Genomic DNA, 21722 nt, shown 5'->3' on the forward strand with positions numbered 1-21722 from the left:
GTTAATTGAGCCGACCGCCGATACAGAGACGTGCGGGATATTTCGCGTTTAGCTGATGGCTTGTTTATGACTGAAGATGCTGGCAACGACTCCACCGTTTCGCCCCCAGGCCTGCCCAGCCAGAGCTTCACCCGTCGCACCTTCCCGACCATCATGCTTCTGCTGTTTGTCATGTCAGCACTGGCGATCGCACTGTTGCTCAACATTACCGGGGCCCAGGATGAGCGCGCCCGTGAACAAAGCCAGTTTTTCGCCCAGCGCGCCATCGACGGTATTCGCGCCGGCATCGGACGGGACTTGAGTGACTATTCCAAGTGGAGCGACGCCTACCGGCATCTGCACGTCGAAATGGATAAAGACTGGGCCTATGACCAGGAGAACGTCGGCAGCAGCGTTTTCGGGCTCTACGGCTACCAGGCGGTGTTTGTCATTTCCCCGACAGGCAAAACCGTCTATTCGGTCATCAATGGCGATATGAGTGAGGTCGACGCCGGCACATGGCTGGCCGGTGACCTGCAAGCGCTGGCGAAGAAAGCCAGCGCCCCGCAGAACCGCGATGAAGTCATCGTCGAGCTGCTGCATCACGACGGCGCGCCCGCGTTCGTCGCCGCCTCGGCCCTCACCGTCGGCACCGACGACAGCGTGCCCGAAATCCCGGGCCCACCCAGTTTGCTGCTGTTCGTGAAAGTCCTTGATGCCGCCTCTTTACAAAACCTGGCGCGGGACTTTGCCCTGCCGGGTGCCCACATCACCGATGCGCCGGAGCAGATCGGCACAGCCCGGATATCCCTTGACGGCCAGACCGAGGAGGCTTTGGCGTGGCGCCCGGAGACCCCTGGCAACGATCTGCGCAAGGCACTGCTGCCCTTGCTGGTCCTGGCGCTGCTGGTCCTGGCCATCCTGGCGCTGGCCGTGCTGCGCCATGCCCTGGTCATGCTTCGCGCCCAGGAGCGTCAATACGCCAGCCTGTTGGCCCACCGCAAGGCACTGGAACGTAGCGAAGAACGTTTCCGGGACATTGCCGAAGTGTCCTCCGACTGGTTATGGGAAGTGGATTCGACCGGGACGCTGACCTACCTGTCGGAACGTTTTGAACAAGTGACCGGCTTCAACCCCACCCAATGGCTGGGCAAGCCCCTGCACAGGCTGCTCCATCCCCACGGCGGCTCGATTTCGATTGCCCAATGGCTGCTCGGCGGAGCCAACAGCGACTCGGCGGCCCCGTTGTTATGCGAGTACACCGCGCGCAATCAACGCATCCGCACTTGCAAGCTTTCGGTGCGGGCCATTGAAGCCGGTGCCCAGGGTTTTCGGGGCACCGCCACCGACATCACCGAGGAGCTACGGGCGCTGGCCCAGATCAAGCACCTTTCCCTGCACGACCCGCTGACCGGGCTGGCCAATCGAAACCGCCTGTTTGATTGCCTCAGCGAACATCTGGACCCGGCCGATGGCGCACCGCTGGCGGTGCTGAACCTGGACATGGACCGGTTCAAGCCGGTCAACGACTCCCTGGGGCATGCCGTGGGCGACAAGGTGCTGCGGGAAGTGGCCCATATCCTTCAGCAAAACGTGCGCAGTTCCGACCTGGTGGCCCGTCTGGGCGGTGATGAGTTTGTCATCGTCATGCCCGATCCCGGCAGTGCCCAGGACCTGGAGCAACTCTGTGAACGCCTGATCGATTGCATGCAACGCCCCATGCACCTGGACGGCAATACCTTGTACCTGGGCGTGAGCATCGGTGTGGCCTGGTCGCAACCCGGTGACGAACGCGCCACTGAACTGTTGCGCCACGCGGACATCGCTTTGTATGCGGCCAAGGCGGCGGGTCGCAACACCTGGCGGGTCTATGAGGAGGCCATGGGCAACATGGCCCGCGACCGTCGGCGCTATGAGCAGCAACTGCGCGACGCCATGCAACACGAGCAACTGGAGCTGCGTTACTTGCCTCGCTTCGATGTGTGCGCCGAACAACTGCACGGCTTCGAGGCCCAGACTTTCTGGCATCATCCCGAGAAAGGTGAACTGGGCGGAGCGGACTTCATTCCGATCGCCGAAACGTCTGGCCAGCTGGAAGAACTGGGAACCTGGATGTTGATCAACGTCTGTGAAGAAGCCGTGACCTGGCCCACCGCTGTCAACGTTTCCATCGCGGTTTCGCCCAAGTGGTTCAGCAGCAGCTTCTTACTCAAACAGGTGCGAACGTCCCTTGAGACAAGCGGCCTGGCCCCCCACCGCCTGACCCTGGAAGTGGCTGAAGGGGTTCTGCTGAGCGACCATAAAACGGTCGCCAGTACCCTTCATGCGCTCAAGGACCTTGGCGTGCGCATCAACATCGACAAGTTCGGCACCAGCATCGCCTCCCTTCGCGAGGTATTGAACCAGCCGTTCGATGGCATTCGCTTCGATCGCAACATCCTGGCTCAACTGGGCCTTGAGCATGATCAGGAAGGCGTCCTGGCGATGATCCGACTCAGCCGCAGCGTGGGGCTGATGGTCACCGCCGAAGGCATCGAGAACGCCCGGCAATTCAGCCAGTTGCGCAGCGTGGCCTGCGACCACGTTCAAGGCCCCTACTTTGGCTCGGCCCTGGCCCGCTCGGAAATGGCCTCGTTCTTTACCACCCCCAGATGGCTCTAAAAAACTCGCCAGCGCAAGTCGTGCACGCGTTAGAACAGGCTTTGCACCTGCTCCAGGACCGCGCGGTTCATCTGGCCGGTGTGGGTGTGCAGGCTCACATAGCTTTGCAGCATGTCGAGCTTGGTGTTGAGCAAATCTCGACGAGCCTGGAATAACCGTTGTTGCGCATCAAGGATGTCCACCGTGGAGCGCACACCGCCCTGAAAGCCTTTTTCCGTCGATGCCAGCGCCCGCCGGTTGGACTCCACCGCCCGTTGCATCGCCTTGCTTTTGGCGAACCCGGCTACCACGCCCAGATAATCGGTTTCGATGGCCTCGGCCAACTGCTGGCGCTGCACGTCATAGTCCGACTGCGCACCGGCCAGTTGCGCCTGGGCCTTGGCCACCGACGCTCGCACCGCCCCGCCGCGATACAACGGAATATCCAGCTGCAGCCCCACGTAATAGGTGTCCTGGCGCGGGTCGAGTTCCTGGTACTGGCGGGTTTCCCGGCGGGTCAACTGAGTGGTCAATGCCAAGGTCGGATAATGCCCGGCACGCTGGCTGTCGGCTTGGGCCTCAGCCACTTTCACCGCCGCCAGCCGCGCCGCCAGTTCGGGGCTGGCCTCACGGGCAATCGCCGTCCAGTACGGCAGGTCCTGCTCCGGCGGGATCGGGCTACCGGCGGCAAGCTCCTCGCGCATCGGCAAAATGTCATCAATGGGCACACTGGCACGACCGGACAACGCCCGCAGTGCCGCCACGCGGCCGGCCTGGGCTTCGGCCTCCTGGGCCTCGACCAGATCAAGCCGCGCCTGGGCTTCATCGATGTCGGTGATCGCGCCCTGGCCACCCTCGAAGAGTTTTTTGCTCTGGATGACCAACCCGTGGATGGCGGCTTTTTGCTGGGCGATCAACTTGATCTCGTTTTCCGCCCGGGCGACGTCGAAGTAGCCCTTGGCAACCCGGTCGAACAGGGTCTGGCCGGCGACGTCGAAGAGCTGAATGCCCAGTTGCCCTCGCGCCTTGCCTTCCTGATACGCCGCCCAGCGTGCCTTGTCGTAGAGCGCTTGCTGCGCCGCCAGGGTGACGTTGTTGGCCTGGTAATCGTTGCTGTTGACGTAGCCGCTGTCGTCACCGCCATCGGTCCGTCCGCCGCGGCCATAACGCGAAGTCAGCGACACTTGCGGATAGAGGCCGCCACGGCCAATCGCCTCTTCCTGTCGAGAAGCGTCATAGGCATGGGTGGCCGATTGCAAGGTAGGGTCGTTGAGGCGAGAGGCATCGTACGCCGCGGTCAGGCTCAGGCCGCCGTCGGCAGCCCAGGTGAAGTTGATCATCGCCCAACTGGAACACAGGCTCAGCAGCACGCGAGCGCTGTAACGGCATCGGTCGGTCATGCTCATTCCTCTTTGAAGGCTGCCAACAAGCGTTCGCGCAAAGGTTTCATCAGGTAATTCATAAAGGTGCGCTCACCTGTTACCACCGTCACATCGGCCAGCATGCCCGGGCGCACCCACAACCCGGCGGCCTGCAACGAGGCGACCGTGTCGGCGGGAATTTCGACCTTGGCGGAGAAGTACGGCAAGTGCGTCTGCTCATCGATCAACTGGTCGGCCGAGACCGTACTTACGGTGCCGGTTGCCGTCGGCGTATCCACCCGTTGCAGCGCGGTGAAATGCACATGCACCGGCAACCCCGGACGCAACTTGTTGGCCATCAACGGCTCGAAACGCGCGGTAATCGCCATTGGCGCATCCAGCGGTACCACCTGCATCAGGGTTTGTCCGGCCTGGGCAACGCCGCCGACGGTATGCAGGCTCACGTCCATGACCTGCCCGGCCACTGGCGCACGGATAGCGCCGTTGTCGACTTCAAACTGCAAGGCACGCATCTGATCGGCATAACCGGCGGCCTCGGCGGAGACCTCGCTGAGCTGGGTTTCAGCATCACGACGAAACTCCTGTTGCACCTGCAACGCCTTGAGCCTGCTCTCGTTGATGGCCTGGCGGGTCCGGCCGACATCACCCACGCCGGAGGCAATCTGGCCTGCCAGTTGCGCGGCGTTGCGCTCGGCCTCGAAGAGTTTGTTGCGCGGAACATACCCCTCACGGGCCAGTTCGCGCAGACCTTCGAGCTCTTGCTGCTGAAAGCGCATTTGTGCGTCGTAGTTACGCTTGACGCCTTCATAGCCCTGCAATTGCTGCTGCAACGCCGCGACCTCGTGTTCGATGATCTGCAAGCGGCTGCCCAGTTCGGCACGGCGGGTCAGAAACAACTGGTTTTGCAAGGCCATGGCGGCCTTGACCCGCGGTTCGTCGGCGCGCTCCAGCAGTTCAACCGGCCACTGGATCTCGGCACTGCCCAGACGCTCGGCAATCAACCGCGCCTCGATGCTGCGATCGTTGAGCAACTTGCCCAGGGTCACGTCCAGTTGCGACTGCGCCTGCACGGTATTGAGCTGCACCAGCAACTGCCCCTGGCTGACACGATCGCCGTCGCTGACCAGCAGCTTGTCGACGACCCCGCCGACCAACGACTGCACCGCCTTGCGCTCGCCCGCCACCACCACGGTGCCACTGCCCAGGACACCCTGGTCGAGGGGCGCCAGGAAGGCCCAGAGCAAAAAACCGCCCAGCGTCAGGACCAGGAAGCCCACCCCATAACGCGCCGCACCGCTGGCGTCGGTACTGGCGCAGGGTAAGGTATTGGCGTTGAGCACGCTCACTTGCTGCTCGCTGTGCGCCGATGAAGCCGGGGTCAGATCACGCATCTTCGCCAGCCTCCCTCACCGCAGCGGGCCTGGGCCCCGGCATCAATGCCTTGAGCACCCGGTCCCGTGGGCCGAAGGCTTGTTGAGTGCCGTCCTTGAGTACCAGGATGTGATCGACCACGGCCAGCACATTGGGTCGATGGGTGATCAGCACCACCGTACTGCCGGCGGCCTTGAGCGCATTGATCGCGTGTACCAGCGCCAGTTCACCCGCTTCGTCGAGGTTGGAATTGGGCTCGTCGAGCACGATCAGCGACGGCCGCCCATACAATGCGCGGGCCAAGCCCAGGCGCTGTTTCTGCCCGCCAGACAAACCGAGCCCGCCGGGCCCCAGTGGCGTGTCATAACCTTTGGGAAATCTGAGGATCATCTCGTGAATGCCAGCGTGACGAGCGGCGGCAATGATTTTGTCGGCATCCTGCTCGCCGCCGAAGCGGGCGATGTTATCGGCAACGCTGCCATCGAACAGCTCGATGTCCTGCGGCAAGTAACCCAGGTACGGACCCAGGGCATCATGGGACCACTGGCTGATCTCGGCGTCATCCAGACGCACCGAACCGCCCATGGCCGGCCATACCCCGACCAGCGCCCTGGCCAGCGTCGACTTGCCACTGGCGCTGGGGCCAACTACGGCAAGTACTTCGCCCTTGGCCAGGCTGAAATTGATCCCGCGCACAATCGGTTGCGAGGCCCCGGGCGGGCCAACATACAGTTGCTCCAGGCGCACCGCGCCGGTGGGCGGCGGCAAGGGGCATGCGCAGGCGCTCGCGGGGGTGCTGGGTAAGGAGCTGGCTCAAACGCTGGTAGCTCTGGCGCCCGGCGTTGAACTGTTTCCAGGAGCCGATGGCAATTTCCACCGGTGCCAGGGCACGTCCCAGCAGCAGCGACATGGCGATCATCATGCCCGCCGACATCTGCCCTTCGAGCACCAGCAACGCCCCCAGGCCCAGGGCCAAGGACTGGCCCGATATGCGCACGAAACGAGTCGCGGAGGTGATACGCGCACCGCGGTCGCTGGCATGGGCCTGGGCGGCAATGATGCGTTGTTGCAGCAAGCTCCAGCGCTGGCGCAACGGCCCGAGCATGCCCAGCGCCTGAATGACCTCGGCATTGTGGAGCGTGCTGTTGACATAGACAGACGACTGCACGCCCAGGCGATTGGCTTCACCCAGCCGGGCGCGAGTCGCCAACTCCCCCCACAATGCCAGACCGATCAGCACCAGGGCGAGCACCAGGGTCAGTACCCCGAACCAGGGGTGAAAGATGAACGCCACCAACAGGAAGATCGGCAACCACGGCGCATCGAGCAACGCGATCAGGCCCTGGCCGGTGATCAACTGGCGCAACGTCGCCAAATCAGTCAGAACCTGCGCCGGGTTGGCGTTGTGCTCGCGCAGGCTGCGGGCGAAGGCGGCGTCGAAAATTCGCTCGCCGAGGGCGTCGTCCAGCCCCGCACTCATACGAATCATCACCTCGCCGCGCACCCACTCGATCAGGGCACTGAACAGAAACAGGGCCAGGGCGATCAAGGTCAGCATGAACAGGGTGGTTTCGTTGCGACTGGTGAGGACCCGATCGTACACCTGCATCATGTACAGCGATGGCACCAGCACCAACAGGTTGATCACGCCACTGAACAGCGCCAGCGACCAGAACACCCGGCGATAACTTAATAAGGCAGCATCAATGTCATGACGCGGATCGAGTAGAAAGCGCATAGAGAATCAACCCGCAAAGGAATAGTCGGTCCCGGCGCAATCCATCGCGAGTTATTTGCCCGAAGGCGTCAAAAAAAAGAGCGTCATGTCGCTGACGTGCAGCTATCTGGGTCGATCCTCGCCGCTACAGACGCCAAGTACTGACAACGTAACCACGGGTTAGTGCCAGCATGGGGCCGGTGTTTTCACCTCAATATGGGCAGGATGGGGCGTTCAAGACAGACGGTGTGCGATCTTGAGCCGCCCCCTCAGTGGCTAGTCGTAAAACGGCTCAACCAAAGTCCGACTGCCAAGAAAGAAGCTGTCCGCCACCAAGCGCAACGGCTGCAGATCCAGGTCGCTGGTTTGGTCAGCAATCAGTTGTTGGAAATGCCGATACACCGCCGCGTATTCACCCTCTTGGGAAACGGTCTGGCGAACGCCGTCGATACTCAGCAGTGCCCCACCGTTGTCCAGGCGCAAGGTGCCTTCGGTGCAGCGAATCTCGATGCTCCAGAGTTCGTCATGACCGTGGTCGAAATCGAACTCCGCACGGACATCGAGGTGCTGTGCATCGGACATCTTGAGGCTGGCGGCGATTGGCGATTGGCAGTTACTCGGCACGCGCAGTTCTGCGCACTCAACGAACAGCGGCAGCGCCAGCAGATGGGTCACGATTGAAAACGCATTGATGCCGGGATCGAATACACCCAGCCCCCCAGGTTGCCAGATCCAGGTTTGGCCCGGGTGCCACTTGCGCACGTCTTCCTTCCAGTCGATCTTGACGCTTTGCAGGGTCCGGCTGGCCAGCCAGTCACGGGCGGCGTCGATGCCCGGTGCGTAGCGTGAATGCCAGGCGAACAGACCGCTGACACCCTGCTCGCCTACCTGATCCACCAACGCCATTGCTTCACCCAGCGTGGCGCATGGCGGCTTTTCTACCAGAACGTGTTTGCCTGCGGCCAACGCTTGTTGCACCAATGCGAATCGACCTTGCGGCGGTGTGCAAAACGCAATCGCATCGACCTGCGGGCCGTTTTCAAGCAGCTCGCCCAAAGATCGGAAATTCTCCACCCCGGCGCAGGGCTGCCCTTGGGTAGCGACAGACACCAGCTGGAACGCAGGGTTGGCGAGGATAGCGGGAACGTGTTGATCCTGGGCAATCTTGCCGTAGCCCACCAGACCGAGACAAATCGGTTGCATCGATGACTCCTGATTATTTTTGTACTTTTGATGGGCCAGCAAACTAGCGGTAAATCGCGTGGCGGACAATGGCTCGCCGCACATGCGCTTGATTGTTGTGGGCGCTACAGCAAACGCTTCACGCCTGCCGCGGTTCGCAAGGCGCGCTCATGACGTTGGCAATCCTGCCCAAGAACGGCTCCAGGCGTTCGCCCGGCGCGTCGTGCTCCACCACCAGGGCGGCGACTTCTTCACACGACGCCACCTGATAGTGGGCAATGCTGGAGAGTTTTTCATTGGTCACGGCCACCACCACCTGACCGCTCGCCGCGACGACCGCGCGCTTGAACTCAGCGTCATCCAGGCCGAACGCTGTGATGCCATTGTCCGGGTCGATGGCGCAAGCGCCGAGAAAACACAGGTCAACATTGAACTGCCGCAGTTGCTGCACAGCCGCCAGCCCGATCACCCCGCCCGACGCCGTGTTCACGCGCCCGCCCAACAGGATCACCTCAGCGCAGGGCAGCTTCATCAATTGCACGGCAATCAACGGCGAATTGGTGCTCAGCGTCAACTTAAGGCGTGGATCGATGGCGCCGGCAATCGCCAGGTTGGTCGAGCCGGCATCGATGAACACGTGCTGGCCCGCCCTCAGCAACGAGGCCGCCGCCAGACCGAGACTGTCCTTACGCTCGACGTTTTGCCGTACTCGAACGGCCATAGGCCCTTCAACGGCGGGCAACAGGATGGCGCCGCCATAGACGCGCTTGCATAACCCCGCCGCGGCCAATACGCCGAGATCGCGCCGTATCGAGTGCTCGGAGACATTAAATTCGTTGGCCAGATCGGCGGCAATCACCCGGCCATACAGGGCCAGACGCTCGCTGATCCGTTGCTGGCGTTCGCCAGGAAACACTTCGTGAGTTGAAGTCATTGCGCTTACAACCTTCATAAACGAGCATTAATTATCATCAACGAGCAAATATGCCGATTACAGGGCCTCTCGTCAAACCTCAACGCCGGGGCCAGCCACCGCCCTTTGGTAGCGGACTCAAATGAATCTGCCCCCTCTTTTTTCAACGCAAAAAAAACCCCGCCACCGAATTCGGTGCGGGGCAAAAAATTGGTTGGTTGCGGCCAACCAAAGGAGCACTGTGAAAAACGTGTAAGGGCCGGGCTCAAATGCAGTCCTGCGCGGCCCGTTCAAAACTCGAAGGCAGGAAGCTGGAGGCCAGCAGATGCCGTTCGTAGATGAATACCTTGCCGCCGGTCCCGGCCTTGTAGGCTTCCAGTACGTTGTCCGCCGAGACTTTGCTCGGCACCACGATCCGGTAGCTGCGCTGGCTCTGGGAGACTGTCGGGCTCATCGCGTTGTCCTGCAATTTCGGCACAACACAGTCGGCGTATTGGGCCGGCGTCTTGCTGGTCTGCAAGGTCAGGGTCGGGTCGTTTGGCGCGGAGGCACAACCGGCGAGCAACAAGGAGGCAAACGCCATGGAAGGCGCAAATAAAAGGCGCATCGGTCTGGTCCTGAAAACAAAAGGTTCGGTTCATCAGGCAACGGAGCTGCGTTACGGGTTGCCGCCACTGCCAGGTGCATCTGGTGTGTGGTCAGCGGATGAGTAAACCTCATCGTCCCTGCTGCTTGAGCCGCCTGTTCGATGGGAGGGATTTTCCAGGCATTGCCGACAAAACAGAACTTGTGTTTCGTAATGATCACTATTGCTGCCAGCAATAGTTGCGAGCGATGACGGCCGGTTCAGTGACCGGTGCCGCCCCCCTGCTGATATTCGCGTGGCGTACAGCCAAACTCTCGACGAAACACCGTGTGCAGGTACTGCGCCGATTTGAAGCCGCAGTTCTGGGCGATGTCGGCAATCGCCGAGTCCGTATTTTCCAAGCCCTGGGCGGCGGCGGCCAGTTTGAAGCGCAGGATCTCATCGTGCACGCTGCAGCCCCGCGCCTTGCGAAAGTGCGCCTCCAGGGATGAACGCGACACGCCCACATACGCCGCCACCTGCGCGGTCTTGATGCCCTGGCAGGCGTATTGGCGGATGAACAGCAGCGCCTGCATGACGTAAGGGTTGCCCAACGGTTGATGCAGACTCGAGGCCTGTACGTTGATCGCATCCGGGGGTATCAGCACCTGCGTGCCCGTGGACGGCATGCCGTGCAGCATCTGATGGAGCAGGCGCGCGGCGGTCCGGCCCATGGTTTCGGTGCCCTGGATCACCGAACTCAGCGGCACCCGCGTCAGGGTGCGGGTCAGGGGGTCGTTGTCGATGCCGATCAATGCCACCTGCTCCGGCACGGCGATTCCAGCGGTCAGGCAGGCCTGCAGCAGTTGCCGGGCGCGGGCGTCACTGACGGCGATGATACCGATGGGTTTGGGCAGGCTTTGCAACCAGGCGATCTGCTGTTCCACGGCGCTGTCCCAGAGCGGCGCGCTGGTGCCCATCCCGCGATAGACCTCGGCGTGCAAACCATCGCGCTGCAGCAGCCGGCGAAAGGCGTTTTCCCGCTCCTGCGCCCAGCGATTGGCCTGCGCTTGCGGCAGGCTGAAGCAGGCAAAGCGCGTCAACCCGGCTTCGATCAAGTGCTCGTACGCCAGCTTCATCAACGCATCATTGTCGGTGGCGACATAGGGAATGCCCTTCGGATAGGCACGCTCATCCTGGTAAGAGCCGCCCACCGCCACCACTGGCAAGCCGATCCCGGTCAGCGCCTCGCCGATCAGCGGGTCGTCGAAGTCGGCAATGATCCCGTCGCCCTGCCAGCGCTCGATGCCTTTCAACCGACAAAGAAAATCTTCCTCAAGGAACAGGTCCCAGGAGGCGCGGGTGCTGCTCAGGTAGTTGCCGATGCCGCTGATGATGCCGCGGTCGTAGATTTTGCTGCCGTTGAACAACAACGCGATGCGGTGAACGGGCGGGACGGTTTTCATGGTTTTTACCCTGGGCCGATGACCACAGACTAGGCGCGTGACCGTCGGATCTCAATACTCAAAATCGCACTGCGCCTTGGTGATTTTCATAATCAGCGGCCACCAGGCCGGCGTTAGTATCGATACACCGCCAAGAACAATAAGGAAATCGCCAATGTCGTACTTCCCCGCCATCGACAAGGTTCGCTACGAAGGCCCCGCCAGCGACTCGCCTCTTGCTTTCCGCCACTACGACGCCGACAGGCTCGTGCTCGGCAAGCCCATGCGCGAGCACCTGCGCATGGCTGTGTGCTACTGGCATACCTTTGTCTGGCCGGGATCCGATGTGTTCGGCGCCGGCACCTTCCAGCGCCCGTGGCAGCATGCCGGGGACCCGATGGAACTGGCCATCGGCAAGGCCGAAGCGGCCTTCGAGTTCTTCTCCAAACTGGGCATCGACTACTACTGCTTTCACGACACCGATGTCGCCCCGGAAGGTCACTCGCTGAAGGAATACCGTAACCAGTTCGCGCAGATGATCGACCACCTGGAGCGTCATCAGGAACAAACCGGGATCAAGCTGCTGTGGGGCACCGCCAACTGCTTCAGCAACCCGCGCTTTGCCGCAGGCGCCGCCAGCAACCCGGACCCGCAAGTGTTCGCCTGCGCCGCCGCTCAAGTGTTCAGTGCGATGAACGCCACCCAACGTCTCAAGGGCGACAACTACGTGTTGTGGGGCGGTCGCGAAGGTTACGAAACCCTGCTCAATACCGATCTGAAACGCGAGCGCGAACAACTGGGCCGCTTCATGGGCATGGTGGTCGAGCACAAGCACAAGATCGGTTTCAAGGGCGATCTGCTGATCGAACCCAAGCCGCAGGAACCGACCAAGCACCAATACGATTACGACAGCGCCACGGTGTTCGGCTTCCTGCAACAGTTCGGCCTGGAGAAGGAGATCAAGGTCAACATCGAGGCCAACCACGCCACCCTGGCCGGGCACAGTTTCCATCATGAGATCGCCACCGCCGTCTCCCTGGGAATCTTCGGCAGCATCGACGCCAACCGTGGCGATCCGCAGAACGGCTGGGACACCGACCAGTTCCCCAACAGCGTCGAAGAGATGACTCTGGCCACCTATGAAATCCTCAAGGCCGGCGGGTTCGGCAATGGCGGCTTCAACTTCGATTCCAAGGTCCGTCGTCAGAGCCTGGACGAGATTGACCTGTTCCACGGCCACGTTGCGGCCATGGACGTACTGGCTTTGGCCCTGGAACGCGCGGCAGCCATGGTGCAGAACGATCAGTTACAACAGTTCAAGGACCAGCGCTACGCAGGCTGGCAACAACCGTTTGGCAAAGCGGTACTGGCCGGTGATTTCAGTCTTGAATCACTGGCCGAACATGCCTTTACCACCGAGCTGAATCCCCAGGCTGTCAGCGGTCGGCAAGAGATGCTCGAGAACGTGGTCAACCGGTTCATCTACCCCTGATACCCGGCCCGTTCGCTGCGCAGAGGTTGTTACATTCTCGCGACAAATCTCTGCCCGCGGCACCCCGGGAGTCTCTACAGTTCTACCCGCACCACGTTCATCGTCAGGCAGTGTCTTTCAAACAACAATAAAAGGACGCACCACCATGAAAAAACTAAAACTCACGCTGCTCGCCGGCGCCCTGGCCCTGCTCTCGCTTCCGGTCATGGCCGACGCTACTAACCCCAAGATCGGTTTCTCCATCGATGATCTGCGCCTGGAGCGCTGGTCCAGGGACCGTGACTATTTCGTCGCGGCGGCGGAAAAAATGGACGCCAAAGTCTTCGTCCAGTCGGCCGATGCCAACGAGCAGAAGCAGATTTCCCAGATCGAAAACCTCATCTCCCGTGGCGTCGATGTGATCGTCATCGTGCCGTTCAATGCCACCGTGCTGACCAATGCCGTAGCCGAAGCCAAGAAGGCCGGGATCAAGGTGGTGTCCTATGACCGACTGATCCTCAATGCCGACATCGACGCCTACATTTCCTTCGATAACGAAAAAGTCGGCGAGATGCAGGCCAGCGGCGTGTTGAAAGCCGCGCCCAAGGGCAACTACTTCTTGCTCGGCGGCGCGCCCACGGACAACAACGCCAAGGTCCTGCGCGAAGGCCAGATGAAAGTGCTGCAACCGGCCATCGACCGGGGTGATATCAAGATTGTCGGGCAACAGTGGGTCAAGGAATGGAACCCCACCGAAGCCTTGAGCATCGTTGAAAACGCCCTGACCCGTAACGACAACAAGATCGACGGCATCGTCGCCTCCAACGACGCCACCGCCGGCGGTGCCATCCAGGCACTGGCCTCGCAAAAAATGGCCGGCAAGGTGCCGATCTCAGGCCAGGACGCCGACCTGGCGGCGGTCAAGCGGGTGATCGATGGCACCCAGACCATGACCGTCTACAAGCCGCTGAAACTGATCGCCACCGAAGCGGCCAAGCTCTCGGTGCAGCTGGCGCGTAACGAGAAACCCACCTACACCTCGCAATACGACAATGGCAGCAAGAAAGTCGACACCATCCTGCTCACCCCGACCCCGTTGACCAAGGACAACATCGACCTGCTGGAAAAAGATGGGTTCTACACCAAGGCGCAGATAGCCGGGCAGTGATTTCTGTGGGAGCGGGCTTGCTCGCGAATGCGGTGGGTCAGTCACCATCAATGCAGACTGATGCACCGCTTTCGCGAGCAAGCCCGCTCCCACAGGAACTTTGCCTGACTCTGGCATTAGCGTGAGGCTGGCCCCCCATCCCCACCTGCTGATGTGTGAGCCCTTTTCATATGAGCCCTCGCCATGTCCGACTACCTGCTGCAAATGAACGGCATCGTCAAAACCTTCGGCGGCGTCAAAGCCCTCAATGGCATCGACATCAAGGTCAGGCCGGGTGAATGCGTCGGCCTGTGCGGTGAGAACGGTGCCGGTAAATCCACGCTGATGAAAGTCCTGTCGGCGGTCTACCCCTACGGCACCTGGGACGGTGAAATTGTCTGGGACGGCCAGCCGCTCAAGGCGCATTCGATCAGCGAAACCGAAGCCGCCGGGATCGTCATCATCCATCAGGAACTGACCCTGGTCCCCGACCTGTCGGTGGCCGAAAACATCTTCATGGGCCACGAGCTGACGCTGCCCGGCGGACGCATGAACTACCCGGCAATGATCCACCGTGCCGAAGCCCTGATGCGTGAACTCAAGGTACCGGACATGAACGTCTCGCTGCCGGTGTCACAATACGGCGGGGGGTACCAGCAACTGGTGGAAATCGCCAAGGCACTGAACAAACAGGCGCGCCTGCTGATCCTCGATGAGCCCTCCTCGGCCCTGACCCGTTCGGAAATCGAGGTGCTGCTGGACATCATCCGCGACCTCAAGGCCAAGGGCGTTGCCTGCGTGTATATCTCCCACAAGCTCGATGAAGTGGCCGCCGTGTGCGACACCATTGCGGTGATCCGCGACGGCAAACACATCGCCACCACCGCCATGACCGACATGGACATTGCCAAGATCATCACCCAGATGGTCGGCCGGGAAATGAGCAACCTCTACCCCACCGAACCCCATGACATCGGCGAGGTGATTTTCGAGGCGCGCCATATCACCTGCTACGACATCGACAACCCGAGGCGCAAACGGGTCGATGACATTTCGTTCGTCCTCAAGCGCGGGGAAATCCTCGGCATCGCCGGGCTGGTCGGCGCCGGCCGCACGGAACTGGTGTCGGCGCTGTTCGGCGCCTACCCCGGCCACCATGAAGGTGAAGTCTGGCTCAACGGCCAACGGATCGACACGCGCACGCCCCTCAAGTCAATCCGCGCCGGTCTGTGCATGGTTCCTGAAGACCGCAAGCGCCAAGGCATCGTTCCCGACCTGGGAGTCGGTCAGAACATCACCCTGGCGGTGCTGGGCAACTACTCGAAAATGACCCGCATCGACGCCGAAGCGGAGTTAGGCAGCATCGACCGGGAAATCTCGCGCATGCACCTCAAGACCGCGAGCCCGTTCCTGCCGATCACCAGCCTCTCCGGCGGTAACCAGCAAAAAGCCGTGCTGGCCAAAATGCTGCTGACCCGACCCCGCGTGCTGATTCTCGATGAGCCGACCCGTGGCGTGGACGTCGGCGCCAAGTATGAGATCTACAAGCTGATGGGCGCGCTGGCCGCCGAAGGCGTGTCGATCATCATGGTGTCCTCGGAGCTGGCCGAAGTGCTGGGGGTGTCCGACCGCGTACTGGTGATCGGCGAAGGCCAGTTGCGCGGCGATTTCATCAACCACGAACTCACTCAGGAACAGGTGCTCGCCGCCGCCCTCAGCCACCCCGAAGACCATAACAATAATGATCGGAAGTCCGCGTAGATGAATCAGGTCAAGCAACTCTTCAGCCGCTACAAAATGCTCGCGCTGGTGATCGCCGTGGCGGTGATCTGGCTGTTTTTCAGCTGGCAGACCGAGGGCGGGTTCCTGACCCCGCGCAACCTCTCCAACCTGCTGCGGCAGATGTCCATCACCGGGATTCTGGCCTGCGGCATGGTGCTGGTGATCATCAGCGGCGAGATCGATCTGTCGGTGGGCTCACTGCTTGGATTGCTCGGTGGCCTGGCGGCGATTCTCGACGTGATCTATCACATACCGTTGTTGGCGAACCTGAGCCTGGTTGCCCTGTGTGGCCTGGTGATTGGCCTGGGTAACGGCTACATGACCGCCTATCTGCGCATCCCGTCGTTCATTGTCGGCCTGGGCGGCATGCTGGCCTTTCGCGGCGTTCTGCTGGGCATTACCGACGGCACCACCATCGCTCCGGTGTCACCAGAGCTGGTCTACATCGGCCAGGGCTATTTACCGCACTCCGTCGGCACGGGCCTGGGCGTGCTGCTGTTCGCCTTGACCCTGTTCCTGACCTGGAAACAGCGCCGCAATCGTGCCCTGCATGGCCTGGCGGCCCACTCACTGATGCGTGACGTATTACGCGTGGTGCTGATCGGCGCGGTACTGGCCGGCTTCGTCTATACCCTCAACAGCTACGACGGTATTCCGGTTCCCGTGCTGCTTCTGCTGATTCTGCTCGGCGTGTTCAGCTACGTCACCAGCCAGACCGTGTTCGGACGACGGGTTTACTCGGTGGGTAGCAACATGGAAGCCACGCGCCTGTCCGGCATCAACGTACAGGCGGTGAAGCTATGGATCTTCGGCATCATGGGCGTGATGTGCGCCCTCGCCGGCGTGGTCAACACCGCGCGCCTGGCCGCGGGCTCACCCTCGGCCGGCAGCATGGGCGAACTCGACGCCATCGCCGCCTGCTTCATCGGCGGCACCTCCATGCGCGGCGGCTCCGGCACCGTCTACGGCGCCCTCCTCGGCGCGCTGGTGATCACCAGCCTGGACAACGGCATGTCCATGCTCGACGTCGACAGTTATTGGCAGATGATCGTCAAGGGCAGCATTCTGGTGCTGGCGGTGTGGGTGGATGTGAGTACGCGCACTGGGCGGCGTTGATCTGTATGCGTCACTTGCTGGCAGAAGCCATCAGCACGCCAAAACCCAGGAAAGTGACGCCCGACAACTTGCCGACAAGCCTGGCGCCCTTGTTTGTGGAGAGCCAGCCTCTTGCGGCCTGGGCCATCAGGGCATACCCGGAATGCACCACTACAACGAGCAAACTGTAAGACGACACCAGCAAGAAGAACTGGCTGTAGTAGTCACCCGCCGGCTTGATGAATTGGGGAAATACAGCCAGGAAAAAGAAACCCGCCTTGGGGTTGAGCAACTGGATTGACAACGCTTCGGTAAAGCGCCGCCAAGGACGTGGCGAAGTGGCGTTGAGTTCGGGAATAAAACGCTGGGTACGCCACATCTTGATGCCCAGGTACAACAAGTACAGCGCGCCGATGTATTTGAGCACCGTGAAGGCTGTCGCCGAGGCAGCCAGGATCAGCCCCAGGCTACTGGCGCAAATGCCCGCCACGATAAAAGCGCCTGAGGCGATCCCGACGATACCCGGCAGCGAACCGCTCCAGCCATGGCGCAAGGCATTGGAAATCGTCAATACCACGCCGGGGCCCGGGCTGAGCACTGTCAGGGTTGCCAGAATCAGAAAAAGTCCGTAACTGGCCATTAATCACTCCACGTTGAAAGGCGCGTTGAACCGGCCTGCAGATTGGCGTGGCAATGCGACGCTGACAAACGCTTTAATTGCACCTCATATGTGACTAAATTAGACACATGATTGCCGACCTCCCCCCGTTGAACGCCGTCCGCGCCTTCGCCGCTGCCGCTCGCCACCAGAGTTTCAGTCGCGCAGCCGAAGAACTGCACGTCAGTCACAGTGCCGTCAGCCGGCACATCAAGCTGCTTGAAGAACGCCTGGGCGTGCTGCTGTTCGAGCGTCGAACCCGGCAGTCTGTGCTCACGCCGGCGGGCCAGAGCTTTTACGAACAGGTCAACGTGGCACTGACGCAGATTGCCAACGCCGCCACAACCCTGACCCGCAATGCTGCCCTGCGCAAGGTCACCATTAACGTGCGTCCATCCTTTGCGGTGCGCTGGCTGATTCCGCGGTTGCCTGAGTTCATGGCGCTCCATCCGGACATCAAGCCCGACGTCGTCACCAGCACCCGGCCTCCCGATCCATCACGGGAAACATTCGACGTAGTCATCCGTCGCGGGCACGCCGGCTGGTCGGCCAATCTGCAGCCCACGGTATTGCTGGAAGATGACTTGCTGCTGGTCGCCGCACCGTCATTGTTGCAAAGCGTGCCATTGGAAAACGTCCACGACCTGGCCCGGCACACCTTGTTGTCGGGCAGGACGCGCAGCAGCGATTGGCAAGATTGGTCGGAGCACGCGAAGATCAATCCATTGAACAACCTGCCAACCCTGCAATTCGATCACATGCACCTCGTGCTGCAGGCCGCCGTCGATGGGCTGGGCGTGGCGTTGTGTCCGGCTTCGCTGCTGGGCAGGGATTTGTCCAACGGGCGCCTGACCTGTCCACTGCCGTCGTTGCGCCTGCCGTTAGCCCGCTATTACTACGGGGTGTCCGGGGATGCGGTGGCTGAGACGCAGGTTTTTGTTGATTGGTTGTTGACCCATATTCATCAGGGTTGGGATGGGCGGGGTTTCAGTCATTCAGATCCAGTTAGCAACGCTGCAAATAACCAGCCGCATCCAGGGTGACGGTCAAAAAACGTAGCGCTCGGCAAAAGACGGGATGACATTGGTCATAAGGTAAATCGTCAAAAGGTGCCCAGAAGAACTCAAAAGCAAGACCGCCGCCGTCACACGTGTTGTATGTCCATTGCTCGGGGAGTGCGATCCTTGGGTCACATAGATGAAACGACCATACTTGGGCAAGATGATCAGCGTCCCAACATCCGAGATCGGCCGACACTGTCGCGCAGTCGATGCCAGCCTCCTCATTCAGCTCTCGCAGGGCGGCCTGCCAGGCAGACTCACCGGTCTCAATCGTGCCCTTCACAATTTGCACACCTGCCAACGGATGACGGAACAACAAGATTCGCGGCAGGTGAGAATGGGAAAGAATGATAGGACAAGCTTTGTTTGGAAGCATCATGTTTTCCAGAGAGAGGGCCGGATTGCTTAAGGTTTCTCAAGCAATGTCGACTCAACGCAATCCGACAAGACTAGCCATTCAAAGCTGGTTTCGCGATAGCTGTGCTGTTGTTTGTGAGGTGTGAAATCAGTATCAAGAGTGGCTACGGCAACCGATATCCAGTCTGGAAACGCACCGTGAGGGTCAGACCAGAACAAGCTTGAACCGCAGGCCCCGCAGAACTGCCGTTTGACGCCAGTTTCGGATTCATACAACCTGAGCACGTTTCCATTTGCTGAGATTCGCAGTGAAACAGCCGGAACGCTGGCATAGGTTGCGAACGCAGCACCATGAGCTTTCTGGCAGCGCCTGCAATGGCAATGAGTCAACGCCTTGAGCTTTGCCGAAATTTCGTAACGGATCTCGCCGCATAGGCAACTTCCGTGGTGATTTTCATTCATCCTTGGCGCTCTGTTTAAACTTGGGCTGGGACTCTAGCGCAATGATCGCTGAGGGCCAACACATTGGGCTAAAAGCCCGAGAGCCTAGGTCGAGCCCCTGCCATCCATCACGGTCCAGCCACAAGACCGATAGCCACGATGCCAGGCCAGATCAGCAAGTGTCGCCAGAGCTCTGCGAAAAACAGATAGATCACGCCCAAAAACAGAATCGCCAACACTTGGAACGCATCCACTTCATCCACTTGATCACTGTCCGGATTCTTGAAATAGCGTGCCATGTACCACTCCTTCGTTAGGCATTTCCATCTTTAATCTGCGGTACTCGTCCAGCATCAAGCACGGCCATCGTGGCTACACTAGCTGCGCCCAGGTCATGCCGGCATCTTAAGCAACACAGGAATGTCCAGTGATTGAATCAGCACGAGAACTGACGGTACGGCAACTGCTAGAACTTCCTTCGGCGATTCTGCAACTAGAGGCAGAATCTGTCACAGAGGGTTTCAGGTTTCTTACTCGCTTGATCACCGATTGGAGAAACGGGTCCAATCGATTCGATCAACCTGGGGAGTGCTTTCTAGGAGTCTTCTGCAACGGGCAACTGATTGCCGTTGGCGGACTTTCATATGATCCCCATGCCGCCCCGAGTGTCGGTAGGTTACGAAGGGTATATGTCACGCGAACCTCAAGGGGCCTGAAGGCGGGCAGTTTTTTGGTGGAGCATCTCTTGGAGCATGCAGCATCACGGTTCCAAGCGGTGCGCCTGTCTACAGACACACCGGAGGGCGCAGCCTTTTACCTTCACTGCGGATTTCGGCCGGTAGAAGATGATTTTGCGACCCATGTCATGTCATTTTCAGATGCTACGTAATCAGGACGAAAACACGCATGCTCATCGAACCTTTCTCCATCGACATCCCCGAAAGCGCCCTTGAAGACCTTCGGCACCGCCTGTTGAACGCAAGGTTGCCAGAGCCCCTGGCCGGCCAAGGCTGGAGCGAAGGCATGGACATGGATGTGCTACGAGAGCTTCTCGCCTATTGGTCGAGCCCATTCGATTGGCGCGCTCAGGAGGCAGCACTTAATCGTCTGCCGCAATTTGTCGCCGACATCGGCGAACAAAGGGTTCATTTCATTCATCAGCGGGGCGTCGGGCCGAATCCGATGCCGCTGATTCTCACCCATGGCTGGCCGGGTTCATTCATCGAGATGCAACGAATAATCCCGTTACTGACCGACCCCGCCAGCCATGGCGGCGATCCGACAGATGCCTTTGATGTGGTGGTGCCGTCGCTACCCGGCTACACCTTTTCCGCGCCGTTCAAGCAATCCGACATGGGGCCTTATGAAGTAGCCGGTTTGTGGAGTGAGTTGATGACGGGGCTGGGCTATGACCGGTTTGGCGCCCAGGGCGGGGACATTGGCGCGGGCGTGTCGAGCTGGCTCGGCGTACGGTTTCCCGAGCGGGTGCCAGGCATACACCTCAATTACATCCCGGGGTCCTATCGCCCTCCCCTTGGCGAAACCGAACCACCGCTAACGGAGGCCGAAACGGTCTTCTTGCAACGCGCCGCGGCATTTGCCGATGCCGAGGGTGCCTATGGGCACATTCAGCGAACCAAACCGCAAAGCCTGGCCGTGGGCCTGAATGACTCACCGGCGGGACTGCTGGCATGGATGGGGGAAAAGATCCTGTCCTGGTGCGATACCCGCCCCGCCATTGATCATGACTGGCTGCTGAGCAATGTCACCCTGTACTGGCTGACGAATTGCATCGGCTCGTCGTTTCGCCAGTATGTGGCAGGTAGCAAGCGGCCGTTGCTATTCAACCACGGAGAACGGGTGAAACCACCGGTTGGGGTTGCGCTGTTTCCCAAGGAACTGCCCATGCCGCCGAGGAGCTGGGTGGAGCGCTGCTATAACGTGGAGCGATGGACCCTCATGCCTCGCGGTGGTCACTTTGCCGCGCTGGAGCAGCCGGAGTTGTTGGCGGAGGATATCAGGGCGTTTTTTCGCAGCTGTCGCTAGAAAAACTCCGAAAAAGCTCAGCGCAAGCCTTCTGTGGGAGCAAGGCTTGCCCGCGATGAAGATGACGCGGTCTTCCGGGGGACCGAGGTGCCTGCATCGCGAGCAAGCTTTGCTCCCACTGGAACCTGCGCACTCCAAGCAGTGACGGCCAGAGCCGGTCTGAAAACCTCGTAGGAATTTACCTCTGTGGCGAGGGGATTTATCCCCGCTGGGCTGCGAAGCAGCCCCAAACTGGGCACCTCGTTTCGCCAGGTACACCGCAGACACCGGGTTTGCGACTGCTGCGCAGCCCAGCGGGGATAAATCCCCTCGCCACAGGGGACGGGGGGCGTCCTACAGGTAGGTTGTGGGTGCCGGGATCGACTTCTATAGTTGGGTTCGTCGCTGGCTTTGGCCGGTGATGGGGTTTCGCAGCCCGAGTGAACAAATCTAGATACCGTCAAATTGAATTCAGGCAAACTTGCCCGCTT

General features: G+C 60.6%; 18 protein-coding genes and 1 pseudogene. 8 read left to right on the plus strand and 11 right to left on the minus strand.

Annotated features, from left to right (window positions below; translation table 11 throughout):
* Window positions 1-66: 66 nt before the first annotated feature.
* Window positions 67-2640, plus strand: coding sequence for a bifunctional diguanylate cyclase/phosphodiesterase (locus PSH57_RS16305; RefSeq protein WP_305384158.1), 2574 nt, complete (start codon window positions 67-69; stop codon window positions 2638-2640).
* Between the two features lie 29 nt (window positions 2641-2669).
* Here the strand turns inward: PSH57_RS16305 and PSH57_RS16310 are convergent, their stop codons facing one another.
* The 7 genes and pseudogenes from PSH57_RS16310 to PSH57_RS16340 all read right to left on the minus strand — a co-directional run bounded on the left by PSH57_RS16310 (window position 2670) and on the right by PSH57_RS16340 (window position 11215).
* The gene (locus PSH57_RS16310) at window positions 2670-4019 is read right to left on the minus strand and encodes a TolC family outer membrane protein (RefSeq protein ID WP_305384159.1); all 1350 of its coding nucleotides are present in this window, start codon (window positions 4017-4019) and stop codon (window positions 2670-2672) included.
* A 2-nt stretch (window positions 4020-4021) separates the two neighbouring features.
* On the minus strand, window positions 4022-5392 hold the full coding sequence (locus PSH57_RS16315; protein ID WP_305384160.1) for an HlyD family type I secretion periplasmic adaptor subunit: 1371 nt from the start codon (window positions 5390-5392) through the stop codon (window positions 4022-4024).
* A pseudogene (locus PSH57_RS16320) lies at window positions 5385-7110 on the minus strand (type I secretion system permease/ATPase). Before PSH57_RS16320 ends, PSH57_RS16315 begins: the two are co-directional and overlap by 8 nt.
* Before the next feature lie 255 nt (window positions 7111-7365).
* On the minus strand, window positions 7366-8292 hold the full coding sequence (locus PSH57_RS16325; protein ID WP_305384162.1) for a Gfo/Idh/MocA family protein: 927 nt from the start codon (window positions 8290-8292) through the stop codon (window positions 7366-7368).
* Between the two features lie 118 nt (window positions 8293-8410).
* Window positions 8411-9205, minus strand: a complete 795-nt coding sequence (locus PSH57_RS16330) for a DeoR/GlpR family DNA-binding transcription regulator (protein ID WP_305384163.1) — start codon at window positions 9203-9205, stop codon at window positions 8411-8413.
* Window positions 9206-9449: 244 nt separating this feature from the next.
* Entirely contained in the window at window positions 9450-9791 is a 342-nt protein-coding gene (locus PSH57_RS16335; protein WP_305384165.1) for a hypothetical protein, read from the minus strand.
* Between the two features lie 239 nt (window positions 9792-10030).
* Window positions 10031-11215, minus strand: a complete 1185-nt coding sequence (locus PSH57_RS16340; protein ID WP_305384167.1) for a XylR family transcriptional regulator — start codon at window positions 11213-11215, stop codon at window positions 10031-10033.
* 154 nt (window positions 11216-11369) lie between these two features.
* On the opposite strand from PSH57_RS16340, the gene xylA reads away from it, so the two are divergent.
* From xylA to PSH57_RS16360, 4 genes are all read left to right on the plus strand, one after another.
* Window positions 11370-12686 carry a xylose isomerase gene (gene xylA, locus PSH57_RS16345; protein ID WP_305384168.1) on the plus strand — a complete coding sequence of 439 codons (1317 nt, stop codon included), beginning with the start codon at window positions 11370-11372 and terminating at the stop codon, window positions 12684-12686.
* 145 nt (window positions 12687-12831) lie between these two features.
* A complete protein-coding gene (gene xylF, locus PSH57_RS16350) occupies window positions 12832-13833 on the plus strand; it encodes a D-xylose ABC transporter substrate-binding protein (protein WP_305384170.1) in 1002 nt (333 codons plus the stop codon).
* A gap of 183 nt (window positions 13834-14016) precedes the next feature.
* On the plus strand, window positions 14017-15573 hold the full coding sequence (xylG, locus tag PSH57_RS16355) for a D-xylose ABC transporter ATP-binding protein (RefSeq protein ID WP_305384171.1): 1557 nt from the start codon (window positions 14017-14019) through the stop codon (window positions 15571-15573).
* The gene (locus PSH57_RS16360) at window positions 15574-16710 is read left to right on the plus strand and encodes a sugar ABC transporter permease (RefSeq protein ID WP_305384173.1); all 1137 of its coding nucleotides are present in this window, start codon (window positions 15574-15576) and stop codon (window positions 16708-16710) included.
* Between the two features lie 10 nt (window positions 16711-16720).
* Here PSH57_RS16360 and PSH57_RS16365 read toward each other — a convergent pair whose 3' ends face one another.
* Window positions 16721-17329, minus strand: a complete 609-nt coding sequence (locus tag PSH57_RS16365; RefSeq protein WP_305384174.1) for a LysE family translocator — start codon at window positions 17327-17329, stop codon at window positions 16721-16723.
* A gap of 107 nt (window positions 17330-17436) precedes the next feature.
* On the opposite strand from PSH57_RS16365, the gene PSH57_RS16370 reads away from it, so the two are divergent.
* Window positions 17437-18390: a LysR substrate-binding domain-containing protein gene (locus PSH57_RS16370; RefSeq protein WP_305384175.1), complete on the plus strand. Its 954-nt coding sequence runs from the start codon at window positions 17437-17439 to the stop codon at window positions 18388-18390.
* Here the strand turns inward: PSH57_RS16370 and PSH57_RS16375 are convergent.
* From PSH57_RS16375 to PSH57_RS16385, 3 genes are all read right to left on the minus strand, one after another.
* Entirely contained in the window at window positions 18353-18784 is a 432-nt protein-coding gene (locus PSH57_RS16375) for an NUDIX hydrolase (protein ID WP_305384176.1), read from the minus strand. The two genes, PSH57_RS16370 and PSH57_RS16375, sit on opposite strands and share 38 nt — an antisense overlap.
* Window positions 18785-18813: 29 nt before the next feature.
* Window positions 18814-19227, minus strand: coding sequence for a GFA family protein (locus PSH57_RS16380; RefSeq protein WP_305384177.1), 414 nt, complete (start codon window positions 19225-19227; stop codon window positions 18814-18816).
* A gap of 107 nt (window positions 19228-19334) precedes the next feature.
* The gene (locus PSH57_RS16385) at window positions 19335-19505 is read right to left on the minus strand and encodes a hypothetical protein (protein ID WP_305384178.1); all 171 of its coding nucleotides are present in this window, start codon (window positions 19503-19505) and stop codon (window positions 19335-19337) included.
* A 128-nt stretch (window positions 19506-19633) separates the two neighbouring features.
* Between PSH57_RS16385 and PSH57_RS16390 the strand changes: the two genes are divergently transcribed.
* Window positions 19634-20095 carry a GNAT family N-acetyltransferase gene (locus PSH57_RS16390; protein ID WP_305384179.1) on the plus strand — a complete coding sequence of 154 codons (462 nt, stop codon included), beginning with the start codon at window positions 19634-19636 and terminating at the stop codon, window positions 20093-20095.
* A 17-nt stretch (window positions 20096-20112) separates the two neighbouring features.
* Window positions 20113-21252, plus strand: coding sequence for an epoxide hydrolase family protein (locus PSH57_RS16395; protein ID WP_305384180.1), 1140 nt, complete (start codon window positions 20113-20115; stop codon window positions 21250-21252).
* The last annotated feature ends 470 nt before the right edge of the window (window positions 21253-21722 follow it).

The sequence above is a fragment of the Pseudomonas hefeiensis genome (assembly GCF_030687835.1).
Taxonomy (GTDB): domain Bacteria; phylum Pseudomonadota; class Gammaproteobacteria; order Pseudomonadales; family Pseudomonadaceae; genus Aquipseudomonas; species Aquipseudomonas hefeiensis.

Bases quoted from the DNA above. Each gene is read 5' to 3' on its own strand.
- PSH57_RS16325 (WP_305384162.1), bottom strand. From the start codon at position 8,292: ATGCAACCGATTTGTCTCGGTCTGGTGGGCTACGGCAAGATTGCCCAG.
- PSH57_RS16340 (WP_305384167.1), bottom strand. From the start codon at position 11,215: ATGAAAACCGTCCCGCCCGTTCACCGCATCGCGTTGTTGTTCAACGGC.
- PSH57_RS16310 (WP_305384159.1), bottom strand. From the start codon at position 4,019: ATGACCGACCGATGCCGTTACAGCGCTCGCGTGCTGCTGAGCCTGTGT.
- PSH57_RS16380 (WP_305384177.1), bottom strand. From the start codon at position 19,227: ATGAATGAAAATCACCACGGAAGTTGCCTATGCGGCGAGATCCGTTAC.
- PSH57_RS16375 (WP_305384176.1), bottom strand. From the start codon at position 18,784: ATGCTTCCAAACAAAGCTTGTCCTATCATTCTTTCCCATTCTCACCTG.
- PSH57_RS16385 (WP_305384178.1), bottom strand. From the start codon at position 19,505: ATGGCACGCTATTTCAAGAATCCGGACAGTGATCAAGTGGATGAAGTG.
- PSH57_RS16370 (WP_305384175.1), top strand. From the start codon at position 17,437: ATGATTGCCGACCTCCCCCCGTTGAACGCCGTCCGCGCCTTCGCCGCT.
- PSH57_RS16395 (WP_305384180.1), top strand. From the start codon at position 20,113: ATGCTCATCGAACCTTTCTCCATCGACATCCCCGAAAGCGCCCTTGAA.
- PSH57_RS16330 (WP_305384163.1), bottom strand. From the start codon at position 9,205: ATGACTTCAACTCACGAAGTGTTTCCTGGCGAACGCCAGCAACGGATC.
- xylG (WP_305384171.1), top strand. From the start codon at position 14,017: ATGTCCGACTACCTGCTGCAAATGAACGGCATCGTCAAAACCTTCGGC.
- xylF (WP_305384170.1), top strand. From the start codon at position 12,832: ATGAAAAAACTAAAACTCACGCTGCTCGCCGGCGCCCTGGCCCTGCTC.
- xylA (WP_305384168.1), top strand. From the start codon at position 11,370: ATGTCGTACTTCCCCGCCATCGACAAGGTTCGCTACGAAGGCCCCGCC.
- PSH57_RS16365 (WP_305384174.1), bottom strand. From the start codon at position 17,329: ATGGCCAGTTACGGACTTTTTCTGATTCTGGCAACCCTGACAGTGCTC.
- PSH57_RS16335 (WP_305384165.1), bottom strand. From the start codon at position 9,791: ATGCGCCTTTTATTTGCGCCTTCCATGGCGTTTGCCTCCTTGTTGCTC.
- PSH57_RS16305 (WP_305384158.1), top strand. From the start codon at position 67: ATGACTGAAGATGCTGGCAACGACTCCACCGTTTCGCCCCCAGGCCTG.
- PSH57_RS16315 (WP_305384160.1), bottom strand. From the start codon at position 5,392: ATGCGTGATCTGACCCCGGCTTCATCGGCGCACAGCGAGCAGCAAGTG.
- PSH57_RS16360 (WP_305384173.1), top strand. From the start codon at position 15,574: ATGAATCAGGTCAAGCAACTCTTCAGCCGCTACAAAATGCTCGCGCTG.